This window comes from Pseudomonas fragariae (ex Marin et al. 2024) (genome assembly GCF_059621105.1).
The window spans coordinates 4,169,838-4,187,694 of the sequence record NZ_CM184369.1 but is presented as its reverse complement, the minus strand read 5'-3'; the positions used below and the strand labels follow the sequence as shown (position 1 = coordinate 4,187,694).

Genomic DNA, 17,857 nt, shown 5'->3' with positions numbered 1-17,857 from the left:
GCAGAGGTGCATTCCAAGATATGTGCCGACTGTCTATTTATCGATATAAAACAAAGAGATAGAGATTTAAAGCAAAAATATCGAGCAAAAAAGCATGAAATAGTGCGCAAACGTCTGCGCACATGCGCTGACTCATACCTGTGTGTTGCAGCGCTTTAAATACAAGCCTTGGTCAGTTTCATGCGGGTATCGGGTGCGCAAAAATCTGCGCATCCCGCTCCACGCCAGCTGCGCAGGATCAAGCTGTCTTCGGCAATGGCGCTCAGGCGGTCCCTGCCACCTTGACTGCCGACGACCGACTGACCCGCAGTGCCACCAGACTGCCGACGATGGTCAGCGCGGCCAGTGAATACAGCGCCAGGGTAGTCGAGCCGGTCTGATCCTTGATCCAGCCCACCAGGTAAGGGCTGAGAAAGCCTGCCATCTGCCCAATCGAGTTGATCAGCGCGAGCCCGCCTGCGGCAACGCTGGCGCTCAGCAGGGCGGTCGGTAATGGCCAGAACATCGGCAGGCTGGTCAGCGCACCCATGGTCGCGATAGTCAGCCCGATGATGGCAACGATGGGCAGCGTCGCGAAGTTGGCGGCGATGATCAGGCCGGTCGCGCCCATCAGCATCGGGACCACCAGATGCCAGCGGCGCTCATTGCGCAGGTCGGCGGAGCGGCCGACCAGCAGCATGAACACGCCCGCCATCAGGTACGGCACGGCGCTGATCCAGCCGATCACCAGTGCATCGCTGAAACCGAGGTTCTTGATGATCGACGGCAGCCAGAAATTGATCGCGTAGACGCCGCTTTGAATGCAGAAGTAGATAAAGCCCAGGATCCATATGAACGGCATGCTCAGCACGGAAGCCACCGAGCTTTTGCCGTGCACCGGACGGCTCAGTTCATCGTTGGTGATATCGGTCTTGACCCGCTGACGCTGCCCGGGCGTCAGCCAGCGGGCATCCTCGACCTTGTCGCACAGCAGAACGAAGGCCAGCACACCCAGCGCCACGGTCGGCACGCCCTGAATCAGGAACATCCATTGCCAGCCGGCCATGCCGCCCTGGCCCGCAGCGAAATGATTGAGAATCCATCCGGAAAACGGGCCGCCCAGCAGGCCGGAGACCGGGATGGCCGACATGAACAGTGCCATGATCCGCCCGCGACGCTGATCCGGATACCAGCGCGAGAGGTACAGCACGATGCCTGGGAAGAAACCGGCCTCTGCCATACCGGTCAGAAAGCGCAGCACGTAGAACTCGACCGGCGTGGTGACGAACATCAGGCAGGTCGAGAAGATTCCCCAGGTAATCATCATCAGACCGATCCAGCGACGCGGCCCGAAGCGGTTCAGCGCCAGATTGCTGGGCAGGCCACACAGCACGTAGCCAATGAAGAAAATACCGGCGCCCAGGCCATAGACCGTCTCGCTGAAACTCAGGGCATCGAGCATCTGCAGCTTGGCAAAGCCGACGTTCACGCGGTCGAGGTAATTGAACAGGTAACAAATGAAGATAAACGGGATAAGGCGCAGGGTGATGCGACGGTAGACATGATTGCCTTCGGCGTCGCCCACCTCGTGGGTCGAAACAGGTGTCATGGCGGGTGTTCCTCTGTGCTTGTTGTTTTTATATAGCCAGATAGCTATTGGACGCACGTCTGATCATAGGCGGGCAGTGTCGAAAACGCTTTGGGGTTTTGCACGGCGGCGGGGAGCATGCGTTGTGTGATTGCACAACGCATGTCGACGGGCAGCCTATGGCTTGTGAGTACGCAGCTCAATCACAGCGCCGGGGCCAACGCTCTACTCGACAGCCTCATACGGCAAGCCTACATAATTCTCGGCAATGGTCCTGCGCCCGGCTTCCGAGCCGACGTAGTAGTCCAGTTCGGTCTGCTGGATGCGCTGGCTGAAGGCGTCGGTGTCGGGGAAGTTATGCAGCACCGACGTCATCCACCAGGAGAAGCGCTCGGCTTTCCACACTCGGCGCAGGCAGATCTGTGAATACTTTTCCAGCAGGTCAGTGCGGCCTTCCTGATAGACCTTGAGCAGGATGCGGTACAGCGTGCTGACATCGCTGGCCGCCAGGTTCAGGCCCTTGGCACCGGTCGGCGGGACGATGTGCGCGGCGTCGCCGAGCAGGAACAGGCGGCCGTACTGCATGGGTTCAACCACAAAGCTGCGCAGCGGCGCGATGCTTTTCTCGATGGACGGGCCGGTGACCAGTCGCTCTGCCAGATGCTCGGGCAGACGGGATTTGAGTTCATCCCAGAAGCGCTCGTCCGACCAGTCTTCGACCTTCTCGTCGGCACTGACCTGCACGTAATAGCGGGTGCGAATGGCCGAGCGCATGCTGCACAAGGCAAAGCCGCGCGGGTGATTGGCGTAGACCAGCTCTTCGTTGACCGGCGGCGTGTCGGCCAGTACGCCGAGCCAGCCGAACGGATAGACGCGTTCGAATACCTTGAGGGCGTCAGCGGGAATCGATTGCCGTGAGACCCCGTGAAAGCCGTCACAGCCGGCAATGTAATCGCAGTCCAGGCGCACGGTCTCGCCGTCTTTCACGAACGTCAGGTACGGACTATCGCTCTTGAGCTCGTGCGTTTTGACGTCCGTAGCGTTGTAGATCGTCATTGCTCCGGTCGCGGCGCGCGCGGCCATCAGGTCGCGGGTGACCTCGGTCTGGCCGTAGACCATCACCGTCCTGCCATCGGCATGACTCTTCAGGTCGATACGCTCGCAGCGACCGGCGAACGCCAGCTCGAAACCGTCATGGATCAGGCCCTCTGCGTCCATGCGTTCACTGACCCCCGCTTCACGCAACAGGTCGGTCATGCCTTGTTCCAGCACGCCGGCGCGGATGCGCGAAAGGATGTAATCGGGGTCCTTGCGCTCGACGATGACGTTGTCGATGCCGGCACGCTGCAGCAGTTGGCCCAGCAGCAGCCCGGAAGGGCCTGAACCGATAATGGCAACCTTGGTCTTCATGGCGATAGTCCTGTCTTTTGATCCCTGCCAGGTTTAATCAGCGGGAAGTGTTTATTTTTGTCTCCTGCATTTTTAATGGATGCCGTCGAGATAAGAAGGCAATATCCGCTGCATTATCTGGACTTTTCGAGGGTCTGGACGAGAGAGGGCGACATGGCCAGACCTGCCACAGCAGCGATACCGGTGTTCAAGCTCTACGGGGAAACCACGGCCTGGCCGACCCCGGACCTGATCCACTGCGAGTCGATCCCCGAGCGCAGCAGGATTCACGAATGGGAGATCAAGCCGCATCGGCATGGCGATCTGGTCCAGTTGCTTTACGTGCAGTCGGGCAAGGCGATGCTCAAGGTCGAGGACCGGGTCAGCGAGGTCGAGATGCCTTCGTTGCAGGTCGTTCCCGCACTGAGCGTGCACACCTTCAGGTTCTCCAGAGATATTAAGGGCCATATTCTCAGCCTGGCCAGACCCTTGGTGGAGCAACTCGAGGCTGCGCTCGACGTCTCAGCCCTCAGCGCGGCACGCTGCTATGCGCTCGGGGCGGACGGCGATTACGTGGACACGCTGTTCAATGCCATTGCCAATGAATACCGGCAGCCCAGAGCGGGCCGCGATCTGATGCTGCACTCGCTGGTCAATGTGCTGGCGGTGTGGCTCAGTCGGCGCAGCAGTGAGCATGCCGGAGAAGAGACTCATGCGATGGATCGCGGCCGCGAGCATTTGCAGGTGTTCATGCATCAACTGGAAGCGAGTTTTCGCGAGCACTGGTCGATCGACCAGCATGCTCAGGCGATGGGTATCAGCGCCGCGCATTTGAATGCACTGTGTCGGCGGCTGTGCAACCAGTCGGCCTTGCAGATCATCAGTGAGCGCTTGTTGCTGGAGGCCAAGCGCAACCTGATCTACACCACCCTGACCATCAATCAGGTCTCAGACAGCCTTGGGTTTTCCGAGCCTGCGTATTTTTCGCGCTTCTTCAAGCGCGCTACCGGGCAGTCGCCCAAGGCATTTCGCCAGCAAAAATAGAAACGGGGTGCTCAAGAGCACCCCGTCGGCTTGCCGTACGTCGCTATGCGGTCAGGTTACGACCTGATAGCACGGCACGTACGCCGCGCCGCCTGGCAGCTTCATGCGGTGCTGATCGACGAAGGCCTGCAACAGTTTGTCCAGCGGGCCCATGATCGATGGGTCGCCGTGGATCTGATACGGACCGTGCTGTTCGATCAGGCGAATGCCCTTGTCCTTGACGTTGCCGGCGACGATGCCGGAAAACGCCCGGCGCAGGTTGGCGGCCAGTTCGTGAGTCGGCACATCGTGGTTCAAATGCAGCTTCGACATGTTCTCGTGGGTTGGATCGAAAGGGTGCTGGAAGCTTTCCTCGATCTTCAGCAGCCAGTTGAAGTGAAACGCGTCGTTACGCTCGCGGCGGAACTGCTTCACTTCCTTCAGGCCCTGGGTCATCTGCCGGGCAACGTCCGCCGGGTTGTCGATGATGATCTGATAGTGACGCTGCGCCTCTTCACCCAGCGTGGCACCGACAAACGCGTGCAACTGCTGCAGGTACGGTTCGGTGTTTTTCGGGCCGGTCAGGATCACCGGGAACGGCACATCCTTGTTGTCCGGATGCATCAGAATGCCCAGCAGATACAGGAACTCTTCGGCAGTGCCTGCGCCACCGGGGAAGATGATGATGCCGTGGCCGACGCGCACGAAGGCTTCGAGACGTTTTTCGATGTCCGGCAGGATCACCAGCTCATTGACGATCGGGTTGGGCGCTTCGGCGGCGATGATGCCCGGCTCGGTCAGGCCCAGGTAGCGACCGCCGACGATGCGCTGCTTGGCGTGCGCGATGGTCGCGCCTTTCATCGGGCCTTTCATCACGCCGGGGCCACAGCCGGTGCAGATATCCAGGCTGCGCAGGCCCAGTTCATGGCCGACTTTCTTGGTGTATTTGTATTCTTCGGTATTGATCGAATGGCCGCCCCAGCACACCACCATCTTCGGCTCGACACCGGCACGCAGGGTACGAGCATTGCGCAGCAGATGGAACACGTAGTCGGTGATGCCCTGGGAATTGCTCAGGTCGATGCGCTGGCTGTCCAGTTCGCTTTCGGTATAGACGATGTCGCGCAAGGCGCTGAACAGCATTTCGCGGGTGCTGGCGATCATCTCGCCGTCGACGAAGGCATCGGCCGGAGCGTTGAGCAGCTCCAGGCGAACCCCGCGGTCCTGTTGATGGATGCGGACTTCAAAACTCTCGTACGCTTCAAGAATGGTCTTGGCGTTATCGACGTGGGCGCCGGTATTGAGAATGGCCAGGGCGCACTGGCGAAACAGGGTATAGGTGCTGCCTGAACCGGCCGCGCTGAGCTGCTGCACTTCACGTTGGGACAGGGTTTCAAGGCTGCCTTTCGGGCTTACGGTGGCGTTAATCACTTGTCTTGGGATCATTCTATTTTCCATTAGAGCGATGCAGTCGAGCATCAGGATGGTGAATATCGAGAAGATTCACCCCTGTGGGGCCTTTTCTACAGCACTTGGCCGGGAAAGCAAACGCCGGACTGCCGACGTCCCTCGTTTGAGCCCTTGTGCGTCATCGCAGGATTGAATCGGCAGGCGAATTCTTTTGAAAGCAGGCACTTGCTTCGCATGACCGTGCGGCTGAATTTTGACGCGGACAACGGGCAATAGTGAACCTGACCCCTTTAACGGAGTCTGTTAGCTGATGGACTTTCTGGACGGCCTGCATGAAAGGGATCATCAGGTGCTTTTTCAACGCGCCTGATAGGCAGACATTCCGTCCGGGCAGGAGTTGCAAAACCGTTGATCACTTGCCGCTCCCATCCTTAGCCGGCCCGTTAAACGAGGCTTTATTTTCATTTCAGATAAAGATAATTATCGCCATGTCTCGTCATTTTTCCGCACTTCTTTCCCGAGCCCCTGGCCTGTTCGCCGTTTCGCGTCGCTTGCTCGGCGCAGGCCTGGTTGGCGCTGCATTGACCGTTGTCATGCCTGGCAGCGCACAGGCCGCCGGCAGCGATCGCTGGGTCAGCGACAGCCTCACTACCTACGTACGCAGCGGACCAACCGATGATCATCGGATTGTGGGGACGCTGAAATCCGGGCAGAAGGTCGAGCTGCTCAGCGCTTCGGGCAAGTTCAGCCAGGTGCGTGGCGAAGGCGGTTCCACCGTGTGGATCCCCAGCAGCGACTTGCAGGAAGTCCCTGGCCAGGCCGAGCGTGTGCCGCAGCTGACTCAGCAGGTTGCCGACCTGACCGAGCAGCTGGCGGGCATCGACAACACCTGGAAGACCCGCGTGCAAGGCATGCAGGAAACGCTGGACGCGCGCAAGAAGCTGGTCGACGAACTGGAGGCGCGCACCAAGACCCTCAACGATCAACTGGCCGACTCTCAGGCTGAGTTGCGTGCGACTCAGGCGCGACTTGGCGACGAGAACAAGCAGGTGATGATGCGTTACATGGTCTACGGCGGCAGCATTGCCGGTGCTGGCTTGCTGGTCGGCCTGATCCTTCCGGCGCTGACCAAGGGCCGCAAGAAGAACGACGGCTGGGTGTAAACCACCTGTGCAACCTCGCATGCCAGCGCGCCGCGCTGGCATGCCGTTCCGCCACGCTGTGCGTTGTATCGAATGCACAGCCGATGTGTGACAAACCTCTCCGAAAATGCCTTTCCCCTGCCGCAATCACGACCCGGCCCACACTCTTCAGGCCTGCCTGGCACAGAGTCCGTGTGCGAAGTTGATGTTCGTTCTACAGTTTCTGCGTGGATGGTCGAAAAACTGAGTGTTGCCCTCACCCTCGCGCTTTGACGCATAGGGGGAGGGTACCGGCAAGTCGTATTGTGGCGCTTTGCCATCAGTTATTATGTGCGTCCTGAAAAATGGGCTGCCGAGTCGGGCCTGAATCGTTTTCAGGCCACGGGTCTCATATTTTCACCCCTCTCCTGTGCAGGAATCCGGATGCTGGCGTACAACCAAAAAAGCTTTCTTATCGTTGATGATTTCTCTGACTTTCGCAGTTCAGTGAGATCGATGCTGCGTGAGCTGGGCGTCAAGGAAGTGGACACCGCCGATACCGGTGAGCAGGCTCTGCGCATGTGCTCGCAAAAGCGTTATGACTTCGTGCTGCACGATTTCAACCTGGGTGATGGCCGCAAGAACGGCCAGCAGGTGCTGGAAGACCTGATGATCGAGCGGCTGCTGAGTTACGAAAGCGTATTCATCATGGTCACTGCCGAAAACAGTCAGGCGATGGTCATGAGTGCGCTTGAGTGGGAGCCGGATGGTTACCTGACCAAGCCGTTCAACCGCGCCGGGCTGGCCCAGCGGCTGGAAAAGCTGGTGCAGCGCAAGACCTTGCTCAAGCCGATTCTGCAGGCCCTCGACCGTCGCAAGCCGGCCGAGGTGCTGGCCGCGTGCGACAAGCTGATCGAGCAGGACCCGCGTTATGCGCCGTTGTGCCTGCGTTACAAGGCCGATGCCTTGCGTGATCTGAAGCAGAACGAGCCCCTGGAAGCGTTCCTCAAGACCATTCTGGCTGATCGGGCCACGCCGTGGGCTTACGGTGCATTGGGCAGCCTGCTGCTCAAGCGCGGCAAGACCGCCGAGGCACAGGCTGTCTACGAGCAGGCGATCAAGGCGTTTCCGACCATGCCTGCGCTGTTCGATGGCCTCGCTGATGTGCTGGTGGCGCTTGGCGATGGCAAACGCGCGCAGTCTGTGCTGGAAAGCGCAGTGCGCCTGTCGCCGCTGGCGGTGCGTCGACAGAAGCTGCTGGGCAAGCTAGCGCTGGGCAACGAGGACTTCGAAAGTGCCTCCAAGGCCTATCGCCAGGCCGTCTCCCAAGGTCAGCATTCGCGTTTCAAGGATCCGGAAACCAATCTGGGGCTGGCTCACGCGTTGATCAGCAAGGGCGGCGATCAGGGTCTTGATGCGCGCACCCGCGTCGAGATCAACAACGCCCTCGTCGACGTTGCCAAGGAGCATGGCGACGATCAAGGTCTGCAAGTGCGCACCCGGCTGATGAAGGCGGCCAGCCTGCAGCATTCGGACCCGGAAGCCGCAGCCAAGCTCACCGAGCAGGCAATGGCCAGACTGGATGGCATGGAGCAGGTGCTCAGTGCCGACGCCGCACTGATGGTGGCTGCGCAACTGAAGCAGCTCGGTCAGGAAGAGGCCGGTGCCGGCGTCTTGAAGAGTTGTGCGGGAGCCTATGGCGACGATCCTGCGGTGATGAAAAGCATTGCCAGCATGACCGATGATCCGGCGATTCTGGGGGCCAGCAAGGCGGCTGTCGATTTCAACCTGCAAGGCGTGCGCAGCTACAAGGCCGGCAACCTCACCGAAGCACAGGCATTTTTCCGCAGTGCGCTTGGCTTGCAGCCGAAGAACATCAGTATCGTGCTGAACATGGTGCAGTCGCTGCTTCACCCTGGACAGGATCTAGGCCAGGCCGGAATTGACGAGTGTCGTGCCAGCCTGACCATGCTGGGCAAGATCCCGGAAAGCGATCCACGCTATGAGCGCTACCACAAACTCAGGGAGAGGGCGTTCAGCGCATGAATGAAGAGACAGAGCAGGGCCTCGACTTTTCCATGGTGATCGCCTCCACGGTGCACGACATGAAGAACTCGCTGGCGACGCTGACCCAGGCGCACAGCCAATGGCAGGCGAAGCTTTCGGTGCAGCAGCGTGACACGCCGGAGCACGGCGTCATCGACTATGAGTTTGCCAACCTCAATGGCATGCTCGTGCAGTTGCTCGGCCTCTATAAACTGGGTGTCAACCAGATGCCGTTGCGTCCGGATTACCACGAACTGGACGATTTCATCGAAGCGCAACTGGCCCATCATCAGGACGTGCTGGGCAGCCGCGGCATTGCCGCCCGTCATGCGATCGATGTGGCAAGCCCCCTGGGCTTTTTCGACCGCGAACTGATCGGCTCGGTGGTGGGCAATATCATCGTCAACGCCATCGGTTTCGCCCGTGAGCAGATCGTTGTCAGTGTTGGTGATGAAGGCGGGCAGTTGAAGATCACCATCAATGACGACGGCCCCGGTTACCCGGCGTATCTGATCGAGCGCCAGACCGAATACGTGCAGGGCATCAACCAGGGCAGCGGCAGTACTGGCCTGGGCTTGTACTTCGCTGCACACATTGCCCAGTTGCATGTACGCAACGGCATGCGCGGGCGCATTGAAATCGCCAACGGCGGGGTGCTGGGCGGGGCGATGTTCAGTATGACCCTGCCCTGAGGCAGCGGTCTTGCAACGAGTACCCCGCAACGCCTTGTCAGGATTGCGGGGCAGGTTCGGCGCTTAGATATTCAATCCGAAGTTCTGTTTGATACTGTTCAGGCTGTCCATCAGTTCCTGATCAGACGCCAACGGATGTCTGACCGGTTCGCAGCCGTGCTTGAGCGTGAAGTGTTCAATGGCCGCGAGGGCGTTTTTGCGGTGCAGGGTGTCGGACGAAATCGTTGAGCCCTCGAGCGTCCAGGGCTCGTCCCCCAGGTACAGTTGCGAATTATCGATGTCGGCAAAAAACCAGAAAGGCGGGTGCATGTTCTGGTTGATGATGGCCAGTGTGTGATCGACGTGTTCAAAGGCGTTGTGATACGTCTCGTCCATCAGGCCGGCGGCTTCCAGACTGCGTCTGGAGTAGTAGGAAAACGCACCGACGCAATGGCGGTACAAGGGCAGGTTGATGCCATTGCCGTAGTCAATCCTGTACACCGCGTTGGCCTCGCCCGACGGCGTCTTGTTCATCAGACCATGCTGGCTGTAATTGAGGTGCTGAATGCCGGTCAGCGTCGAGGTCAGAATATAAAGCTCGAATACTTCCGGACTTTTTATATAGATGTCGTCTTCGATCAGGAACAGATGCTCGCACCCGGCATCCATGAGTCGCGACAAGGCTCTGTTCTTGGATTTTCCAACGCCGAGGTTGGTTTCGTTATTGAAGAACACCTCGCTGTCATACGCGGAAAACTCCGGGTACACATCGCCGTCATTGATGATGACAACGCAGTCGATGATCTCGGCAGGCAGGGAATCGTAAAGCTTTTTCAGCAGCGCAGGACGATTGTAGGTGACGATTCCGCAGCCAACCTTTTGACCATTGATCATGGTGATCCTCTGTTCTCTTGGGCGTTAGCGTGATTGTTGTTGACTTGCGTTGCCGCGTGGCGGGTGGTTCAGGCCTGCGCTGACGTAAATCGATGTATGTACGCGGTGGACTGCAATATTTGCGCCAATTGCTGGCACGCCAAAGGCCTGGAGTGGTGCTGGTTAAAGTTTTAGCGGGCACCGCCGAAATAGTTGAAAGGCTGTATTCGATATCACGATGAGCGGTGGGTGGGTGATGCTGTTAGCTAAAAAGTACTGCCAGGGGCACGGAATAGAGTTGGGCGCAGCGGCTCACAACGCGTTCAACCTTGCCAATTGCCTCAACGTTGCGCCGTGCAACGGTGTGGATTTTCTGCACCCCCGCGACATGGAAGACTATCAGCAGTACTTCGTCGAGCAGATGAAAGTCTCGGGCGACGTTTCGAAGGTCGACATGCTGGGCGATTTTCAATGCATCCATACGCCGGACTCGTCGGTTGACTATCTGATCAGTTCGCACGTCATCGAGCACGTCCCCAATCTGTTTTCTGCCTACGTCGAATCCTTCAGAGTGCTGAAGAACGGCGGGGTATTCTTCTGCATCTTTCCCAAGCGCACGGCAGCCAAGACCGATCGGGCGCGTCGTTTGACGACGCTGACGCAGATGATCGAGGACTATGAAAACAAGGTCGACATGACCACCGTCACGGAAGGTGAATGGCGCGGTCACTATCAGGTCTTTTCCCTGCAAAGCATGCTCCGCGCGGTCAATTACGTTAACTCGTCAGGCCTGGGTTGCTGGTACATCGAGTGCGTCGAAGAGACCGATTCGAAAGTGGGCAACGGCCACACCGTCGTGCTCCGCAAAGTCGAAGGGTTGTCTGCCGAAAAGTGGCAGGATCTCGGCGACTTCAACACCCAGTTCAACCAGTTGTTGATGGCGGGCAAGCTCGAGAACGCGTTGACGCTGACCAAGATCATGCTGTCATTCAATTTTTTCGATGCCACCAGACTGCACCTCGCCGGCGCCCTGAGTCGTCAGTTGGGCAATGTGGCCGAAGGCGTCGAATTCCTGCGCCAGGCCCTTGTGGTCGACCCGGAAAACGAAGACTACCGAAAGGAGTTCATCGAAGTGACCGGGACACCTTTCCATAACCCGGTTCTCTGACACGCTTAGCGGCAGGCCGGCAGCCTGGAGCGCGGTGCTTGAAGATTGCAGTCTGAAGGTTGAAGCTTGGCGTCTGCTGCTCAACTAAAAGGACTGACCCATGACAGGCAATGACCCCCATTCGCAGAAAGAAATGCTGATGGGCATTGATGAAGTGGAGTGTGTAACCCCGGATTTGAACGGTGTACCGCGCGGCAAGGTAATGACGGCTGAAGGTTTTCTCGAAGGTCGCCGTTTGCAGCTGGCGCGCGGCGTGTTGCTGCAATGCATCATGGGCGGGTATCCGCCGGCGCGCTTTTACGGCAGTGACGACGGCGATCTGGCACTGATCAGTGATCCGCAGCAGCTCCACCGTCTACCCTGGAGCACGTCGCCGCGAGCCTTGGCCATCTGCGATGCGCAGGACCTCGATGGCCAGCCGTGCATGCTCTCCACCCGCAATCAGCTCAAGGCAGTTATTGGCCGTTATGCCGAGCGGGGCCTGGTGCCAGTGGTGGCCACCGAACTCGAGTTTTTTGTCTTCGCGCCCAATCCCGAGCCGCTTTATCCATTCGAGCCGCCGACCGGGCTGGACGGGCGACGCGAACAGGGGCACTCGGCATTCAGCGTCAGCTCCAACAACGGCTTGCGGCCTTTTTTTGCCGAGGTGTATGCCTGCATGGCAGCGCTGGGGCTGCCGCGTGACACGGTGATGCACGAGATGGGTGTCAGCCAGTTCGAGATCAACCTGCTGCATGGCGATCCGCTGCTGCTGGCCGATCAGACTTTTCTGTTCAAGCACCTGCTCAAGGAGGTTGCGCTCAAACACGGGCTCATCGTGGTGTGCATGGCCAAACCGCTCGCCCATACGGCGGGCAGTTCGATGCATATCCATCAGAGCGTGGTGGCAGCAGAGGGCGCAGTGAATGTATTCAGTGATGCGCAGGGTGAGCCGAGCGACACGTTTGGTCATTTCATTGCCGGCCAGCAAGCCTGCATGGCGGACTTCACCGCGCTGTTCGCGCCCAATGTGAATTCCTACCAGCGCCTGTGCCATCCTTATGCATCGCCCAACAACGCTTGCTGGTCCTACGACAATCGCGCTGCCGGATTACGTATTCCGTCGAGTGCAGCGGCGGCCAGAAGGGTGGAGAATCGTCTGCCGGGCGCTGACGCCAATCCCTATCTGGCCATCGCTGCAAGTCTGGCGGCCGGGTTGCACGGCATCGAGCAGCGACTGGAACCGACGCCGCCGCTGCAGGGCGAACTGGAGGTGCCGGAAGAATTGTTACTGCCGTGTACCTTGCACGCTGCTCTGGAGCGTCTGAAAAGCAGTCAGTTGGCCAAGGAACTGTTTGGTCATGAATTCATCGAAGGCTACATTGCGTCGAAGGCCCTGGAACTGACCAGTTTTTTCGACGAGATAACCCCCTGGGAACGGCGCGTGCTGGCTGCTCAGGTTTAAGAATCGCAGTGTCGGGCTCGCCCAGTCGGGCGACTCCCTATTTTTGGAAAGTTGATGCGCCAAATCTGGAAGTCCTTTCGAGCGCTTTATTTTGCCTCGTTGATGATGTTGATCGGCTCGGGTCTGCTGAGCACTTATCTGGCCCTGCGCCTGGCGGCCGATCAGGTTGACAGCCTGTGGGTCGGTGCGTTGATGGCCGCCAACTATTTCGGTCTGGTGCTGGGCGGCAAGATCGGTCACCGCCTGATCGGCCGTGTCGGGCATATTCGCGCCTACGCCACCTGTGCCGGCATTGTCGGTGCGGCGGTGCTGGGGCATGGCCTGATCAGCTGGTTGCCCGCCTGGCTGGTGCTGAGGGTGATCGTCGGTCTGGGCATGATGTGCCAATACATGGTCATCGAGAGCTGGCTGAACGAGCAGGCGGCCGCCAAACAGCGCGGCATGGTCTTCAGCGGCTACATGATTGCATCCTACCTGGGGCTGGTACTGGGTCAGCTGGTGCTGGTGGTTCACCCGCAACTGGGGCCTGAGCTGCTGATGCTGGTAGCGCTGTGTTTCGCACTGTGCCTGGTGCCCGTCGCCATGACCCGGGCGATTCACCCGGCGCCTCTGCATCCGGCACCACTGGAGCCGCGCTTCTTCATGAAACGTGTGCCGCAGTCGTTGACGGCGGTACTGGGCGCCGGTCTGATAATCGGTTCGTTCTACGGCCTGGCGCCGGTCTACGCCGCCGAGCAGGGGCTGTCCACCGAGCAGGTCGGTCTGTTCATGGGCTGCTGCATTCTGGCCGGGTTTCTGGTGCAGTGGCCGTTGGGCCTGCTGTCCGACCGCTATGACCGTTCCGTACTGATGCGTATCTTTGCCGCCGCCCTGGTGGTGGCGTCGTTACCGCTGGCGGTGTTTCCCAGCGTGCCGGTCGAGGTGCTGTTCGGTGTCGGGTTTCTGGCTTCGCTGATGCAGTTCTGCCTCTATCCACTGGCAGTGGCCTTCGCCAATGACCACGTCGAGGCCGAGCGCCGGGTGTCGCTGACGGCCATGTTGCTCATGACCTATGGCATTGGCGCCAGTATCGGTCCGTTGGCCGCAGGTGTGGTGATGAAGCTGTTTGGCGGGCACATGCTCTATGCGTTCGTCTGTGGCGCGGGTGTGATTCTGGTGCTGCTGATCAGGCCCAAGGCGGTCACTCACCTGCACCAGGTCGAAAACGCACCGCTGCACCACGTTGCGATGCCGGACAGTATGTCCAGTTCGCCACTGGTGGTTGCACTTGACCCGCGTGTCGATGAGCAGGTGGTTCAGGAGCAGATGCAGGCAACCGTTGAGCCTGAGCCAGAGGCGGATCCCGAGGTGGTGTCTGAAGCAGAGGCCGAGGCAGAAAGCGAGGTTCTGGCGCAGAGCGAGCCGGCTGCAGGTGCGGAAACAACCGAAGCCGATGAGCATGAACGCGAGCGTGAAAGCGAGACCTGGAAGGCCTGAGGGGTAGGGCAGTGCACGATTGCGGCAGCAATGCCGCAATCGCCGGGGGATTCAGGTGAGCGTCAGAAGTCGTCGTCTTTGTCGAAGCGCCGTGCTTCGCGCTGTAACTGATAGACGAAACGTTCGACCTGACGCTGCACCAGCCCACTCATGTTGTGGAAGCGCACGCCGGCAAAGGTGGTGTTGAATCGTTCTTCGAAATGCAGGTGGCGCAACTCGACAGGTGCTGTCATGGCGCCGAAAGGCAGCTTGGCAACGAAACGCTCGTATACCTGGCCCAATTGCATGCGATCGGACACGTCGCCCTCGAAGCGCAATTTGCAACCGGTGGCAGAAATATCCAGCAGCTTGCCGGCCAGCGTGAATTTCAGGCGGTCACCGCCGATTTCGACGTCGACCAGCTGCGCCAGCTTCAGCGCGGCCCGGAAGGCGTTGCGGCGCTGGTGATAAACCACTTCCTCAGGCATCGGGCCGCGGTACATGCGTTGACCGTCGGTGCTGAGGATGTCCATCTGCGCAGTACTTTCCCAGGCAATCCGCACGCCGTCATGAAAGCCTTCGACACGGAAGGATTCGCCGTTGCTCAGAAAGCGTTCGCCATCGCGGGGGATCATTTCGTCGAGGGCCATGACGTTGTTGTCACGGTCGACTTCAAGCAGATAACTCTGAAAGCGCTGGGGACGCTCGTGAAAGGTAATGATCAGAGGATCATGACTCTCGAGTAGCAGCCGCAGGTTAGCGGCAATTTCCAAAGGTGTATTGAGAACCTTCGGGGGCTGCGGAGCATCGTCCGCGCTTGAGCCATTCACGTTCTTGAATCTCCAGGCAAAATACTACGGCAACGCAACAGCAGGCATTCTGCCACTATGCACGAAACCTTGATACAGGAAGTTACGCCTGGCTCAGAGGGCGTGGTTTTGCTCTAAGCGCAGTCGATCCGCGGCTGTCATAGAGTGTAGGCGTATCGCCACCGTTCAGGATGCGAAGCTGGTGAGCGGTACTGACCTGTTGCAACTGGATCAGACTACCATTGCGCTCGTTGAGCGTCTGGCATTCGTTGATCAACGTATTCAGTTCGTCGGCGGCCAGCAGCAATTGCTCACCGATATCCGACTGGCTGGCCAGTTGCTGGAGACCACTGCGATTGGCAGGCAGCCCCATGCCCGCAAGCACCTGGCTACGTTTGCGACCATGCTGGTCGAGAAGAATGACCAGCGCCTGTTTCTGCGCCAGCACCTGCTCCATCTCGCCCATGTCGCGGCCGTGAAGAATCAGTGATTCGGCCTGCAACAGCTCAAGAAGCTGTCGGGCCGAAACCATGTCGTCAGTGATCATCTGCAGCAAAGTAGTGTCTTGCATCGCATGCTCTGGTTTTTAAGCGTCCAGAATATCCAGCGCCAGCCTTGGCTTAGCGTTGGGTTTCGAAATTCAACAGTTTGCTGGCGACACGGTTGCTGTCCACTGTGTAACTACCGTCGGCGATGGCCTGTTTGAGCTCGGCAACCCGAGCACTGTTGACGGTTGGCAGATCGGTCAGCTTGTCCGTGATTTTCTGCAACTGTTGAGCCTCACTGCTCAAGGAAAAAGTTTCCCCGGTGCTTTTGACACCTGCGGTGACGGCAGGGGCTGGAGCATCGGTTTTGGCGGTGTCTTTACTGGCGCTGGTACGTGAAGCACCGGCAACAGACTGTGAGTTGTTAAGGCGACTGAAATCTATGACCATGATTGAAAAAACCTCTGGGTGTTTGGACGCTTGCCTTGTTTTCGGCCAACCCCCATCAAACTTTAGGCTGATTGTGAGAAAGCTTCCCAATAGACGACATTTGCCGTCGGGCATTCCCCGCAGTCTAAAAAAAACACACCCTTCGCGCCACCATCAATGCACTACATAGCGACTTCCACCTGCCCTGGGCCGGTGACACTTGCCTTGATCACCCGCTGGGAATTGAGGTTTTTCACCCGTATCTGTTCGTTGAAGCCTCCATCGGACATCGCTTCGCCGGGCATGCGCACCGCCAGCGAGCCGCTGCGGGCGATGATCACCACCTGATCGCCCTTGTGAATCATTTGTGGCTGCTCAAGCGCCACCGGGGTGATGACCTGGTCGATGACCATCTGTCGGACAACCTTCTGACCGACTGCCTGATCCAGCGATGCCAGGAAACCCTGACCCAGGCTGCTGACATCCCGCTCGCGCATCGCAACGTCTTCTTCGGTGACGATCGCGTCACGTTTGAGCGGGCGCATCACGGTCACGACGTTGCGATACAGCAACACCTGGGCGGGCACAAACACCGTCCAGGGCGAAGAACCTTCGCAGCGTACCCGCACGGTAACCCGGCCAACCGGGCGCGGACTTTCCAGTGTGGCTGTCAAATCCTTGTCGCAGGCACCCATCCTTAAACGCGGGTCGAGCTGCTTGACCTGTATCTCATGACGCCCGTCAATCTGGTTGGTTGCCAAATAGTCTTCTACTGTGAACTCAAGAAACCCTTGGGTGACGCCGATAAGCTGCTCAGGCAGTGTGAAATTCTCGGCACGAGCGAGGGTCACCGTGCTGGAAAGGCACAGCAGGGCGATTGCGCACAGAAGCCTGCGGGTTTCTAATGCGAGGTGTCGAGAAATTGTCGTCTTTGCGTTCATGAAGTAATAAATAGCAAAGCCCGTGCCGCTTGTTGATCTGGTGTCTGGGCGGCGGTCATTTTGTAAGGGGGTTCGGCATGGCAGGTGTAATGGATTCGGTAAACCAGCGAACTCAGCTGGTGGGTCAGAATCGCCTGGAGCTGCTCTTGTTCCGTCTCGACGGCAAGCAGCTCTATGGGATCAACGTCTTCAAGGTAAAAGAAGTACTGCAATGCCCGAAACTCACCATCATGCCCAAATCGAGCAAGATCGTTCGGGGCGTGGCCAATATTCGTGGCGGCACGATCCCGATCATGGATCTGGCAATGGCGACAGGTTCCACAGGGATGATTTCGCTGGTTAATTCCTTCGTCATCATTACCGAGTACAACACCAAGGTTCAGGGCTTTCTGGTGCATTCTGTCGAACGCATAGTCAACATGAACTGGGAAGAGATTCATCCACCACCCAAGGGCACCGGGCGCGATCATTACCTGACCGCCGTGACCCGGGTTGATAACCAGCTGGTGGAAATCATCGACGTCGAGAAAATTCTCGCCGAAGTCGCGCCAGTGTCCGAAGAAATCTCGGTCGGTGTCATTGACGCCGAGGTTCAGCACAAGGCTGTCTCCCTTCGCGTGCTGACGGTCGACGACTCGTCGGTGGCCCGTAAGCAGGTGAGCCGCTGCCTGGAAACCGTCGGGGTGGAAGTCGTAGCGCTCAACGATGGTCGTCAGGCGCTGGATTACCTGCTCAAGATGGTCGCAGAAGGCAAAAAACCTGAAGAAGAGTTCCTGATGATGATCTCCGACATTGAAATGCCGGAGATGGATGGCTATACCCTTACCGCAGCAATACGCAATGATCCACGCATGCAGAAGATGCACATCACTTTGCATACCTCGCTGTCAGGGGTATTCAACCAGGCGATGGTCAAGAAAGTCGGCGCGGATGATTTTCTCGCGAAATTCAGGCCTGATGATCTGGCGGCCAGGGTCGTTGCGCGGATCAAGGCAGCAGAATAACCAGCCGGGGGCGTCGTCCCCG

The 17,857-nt window shown here is 58.7% G+C and carries 16 protein-coding genes; 8 read left to right on the top strand and 8 right to left on the bottom strand.

Annotation, left to right across the window (positions count from 1 at the left end; genetic code table 11):
- Window positions 1-262: 262 nt before the first annotated feature.
- Both AC54XV_RS18000 and pobA read right to left on the bottom strand, forming a co-directional pair.
- The gene (locus AC54XV_RS18000; RefSeq protein ID WP_032656999.1) at window positions 263-1,588 is read right to left on the bottom strand and encodes an MFS transporter; all 1,326 of its coding nucleotides are present in this window, start codon (window positions 1,586-1,588) and stop codon (window positions 263-265) included.
- Window positions 1,589-1,792: 204 nt separating this feature from the next.
- Complete coding sequence (gene pobA, locus AC54XV_RS17995) at window positions 1,793-2,977, bottom strand: 4-hydroxybenzoate 3-monooxygenase (protein ID WP_060409368.1); 1,185 nt, start codon at window positions 2,975-2,977, stop codon at window positions 1,793-1,795.
- Between the two features lie 153 nt (window positions 2,978-3,130).
- On the opposite strand from pobA, the gene AC54XV_RS17990 reads away from it, so the two are divergent.
- A complete protein-coding gene (locus AC54XV_RS17990; RefSeq protein WP_024639338.1) occupies window positions 3,131-4,000 on the top strand; it encodes a helix-turn-helix domain-containing protein in 870 nt (289 codons plus the stop codon).
- Between the two features lie 51 nt (window positions 4,001-4,051).
- Here AC54XV_RS17990 and ppnN read toward each other — a convergent pair whose 3' ends face one another.
- Window positions 4,052-5,425 (bottom strand): nucleotide 5'-monophosphate nucleosidase PpnN, encoded by a 1,374-nt coding sequence (gene ppnN, locus AC54XV_RS17985; RefSeq protein WP_024659436.1) that lies wholly within the window; start codon window positions 5,423-5,425, stop codon window positions 4,052-4,054.
- A 452-nt stretch (window positions 5,426-5,877) separates the two neighbouring features.
- Between ppnN and AC54XV_RS17980 the strand changes: the two genes are divergently transcribed.
- The 3 genes from AC54XV_RS17980 (at window position 5,878) to AC54XV_RS17970 (ending at window position 9,248) form a co-directional block, all read left to right on the top strand.
- Window positions 5,878-6,552 (top strand): TIGR04211 family SH3 domain-containing protein, encoded by a 675-nt coding sequence (locus AC54XV_RS17980; protein ID WP_003316760.1) that lies wholly within the window; start codon window positions 5,878-5,880, stop codon window positions 6,550-6,552.
- Window positions 6,553-6,954: 402 nt separating this feature from the next.
- Window positions 6,955-8,556 (top strand): tetratricopeptide repeat-containing response regulator, encoded by a 1,602-nt coding sequence (locus AC54XV_RS17975; RefSeq protein WP_011268468.1) that lies wholly within the window; start codon window positions 6,955-6,957, stop codon window positions 8,554-8,556.
- Window positions 8,553-9,248: a sensor histidine kinase gene (locus AC54XV_RS17970; RefSeq protein WP_003404311.1), complete on the top strand. Its 696-nt coding sequence runs from the start codon at window positions 8,553-8,555 to the stop codon at window positions 9,246-9,248. Before AC54XV_RS17975 ends, AC54XV_RS17970 begins: the two co-directional genes overlap by 4 nt.
- A 63-nt stretch (window positions 9,249-9,311) precedes the next feature.
- Here AC54XV_RS17970 and AC54XV_RS17965 read toward each other — a convergent pair whose 3' ends face one another.
- Window positions 9,312-10,121 carry a glycosyltransferase family 2 protein gene (locus AC54XV_RS17965; protein ID WP_011268466.1) on the bottom strand — a complete coding sequence of 270 codons (810 nt, stop codon included), beginning with the start codon at window positions 10,119-10,121 and terminating at the stop codon, window positions 9,312-9,314.
- A gap of 235 nt (window positions 10,122-10,356) precedes the next feature.
- On the opposite strand from AC54XV_RS17965, the gene AC54XV_RS17960 reads away from it, so the two are divergent.
- The 3 genes from AC54XV_RS17960 (at window position 10,357) to AC54XV_RS17950 (ending at window position 14,188) form a co-directional block, all read left to right on the top strand.
- The gene (locus AC54XV_RS17960; RefSeq protein ID WP_011268465.1) at window positions 10,357-11,268 is read left to right on the top strand and encodes a methyltransferase domain-containing protein; all 912 of its coding nucleotides are present in this window, start codon (window positions 10,357-10,359) and stop codon (window positions 11,266-11,268) included.
- A 202-nt stretch (window positions 11,269-11,470) separates the two neighbouring features.
- Window positions 11,471-12,712, top strand: coding sequence for a glutamine synthetase family protein (locus AC54XV_RS17955; protein ID WP_161633392.1), 1,242 nt, complete (start codon window positions 11,471-11,473; stop codon window positions 12,710-12,712).
- A gap of 54 nt (window positions 12,713-12,766) precedes the next feature.
- Entirely contained in the window at window positions 12,767-14,188 is a 1,422-nt protein-coding gene (locus AC54XV_RS17950; protein WP_011268463.1) for an MFS transporter, read from the top strand.
- 62 nt (window positions 14,189-14,250) lie between these two features.
- On the opposite strand, the gene AC54XV_RS17945 is transcribed toward AC54XV_RS17950, so the two are convergent.
- The 4 genes from AC54XV_RS17945 to flgA form a co-directional block, all read right to left on the bottom strand.
- Window positions 14,251-14,997: a flagellar brake protein gene (locus AC54XV_RS17945; RefSeq protein ID WP_003404320.1), complete on the bottom strand. Its 747-nt coding sequence runs from the start codon at window positions 14,995-14,997 to the stop codon at window positions 14,251-14,253.
- Window positions 14,998-15,079: 82 nt separating this feature from the next.
- Entirely contained in the window at window positions 15,080-15,547 is a 468-nt protein-coding gene (locus AC54XV_RS17940; protein WP_003404322.1) for a flagella synthesis protein FlgN, read from the bottom strand.
- Between the two features lie 49 nt (window positions 15,548-15,596).
- Window positions 15,597-15,911, bottom strand: a complete 315-nt coding sequence (gene flgM / locus AC54XV_RS17935; protein WP_003404324.1) for a flagellar biosynthesis anti-sigma factor FlgM — start codon at window positions 15,909-15,911, stop codon at window positions 15,597-15,599.
- A 161-nt stretch (window positions 15,912-16,072) separates the two neighbouring features.
- Window positions 16,073-16,831 carry a flagellar basal body P-ring formation chaperone FlgA gene (gene flgA / locus AC54XV_RS17930; RefSeq protein ID WP_011268462.1) on the bottom strand — a complete coding sequence of 253 codons (759 nt, stop codon included), beginning with the start codon at window positions 16,829-16,831 and terminating at the stop codon, window positions 16,073-16,075.
- Between the two features lie 77 nt (window positions 16,832-16,908).
- Here flgA and AC54XV_RS17925 point away from each other — a divergent pair, with 77 nt between their 5' ends.
- Window positions 16,909-17,835 carry a chemotaxis protein CheV gene (locus AC54XV_RS17925; RefSeq protein WP_003316772.1) on the top strand — a complete coding sequence of 309 codons (927 nt, stop codon included), beginning with the start codon at window positions 16,909-16,911 and terminating at the stop codon, window positions 17,833-17,835.
- Window positions 17,836-17,857 lie beyond the last annotated feature (22 nt).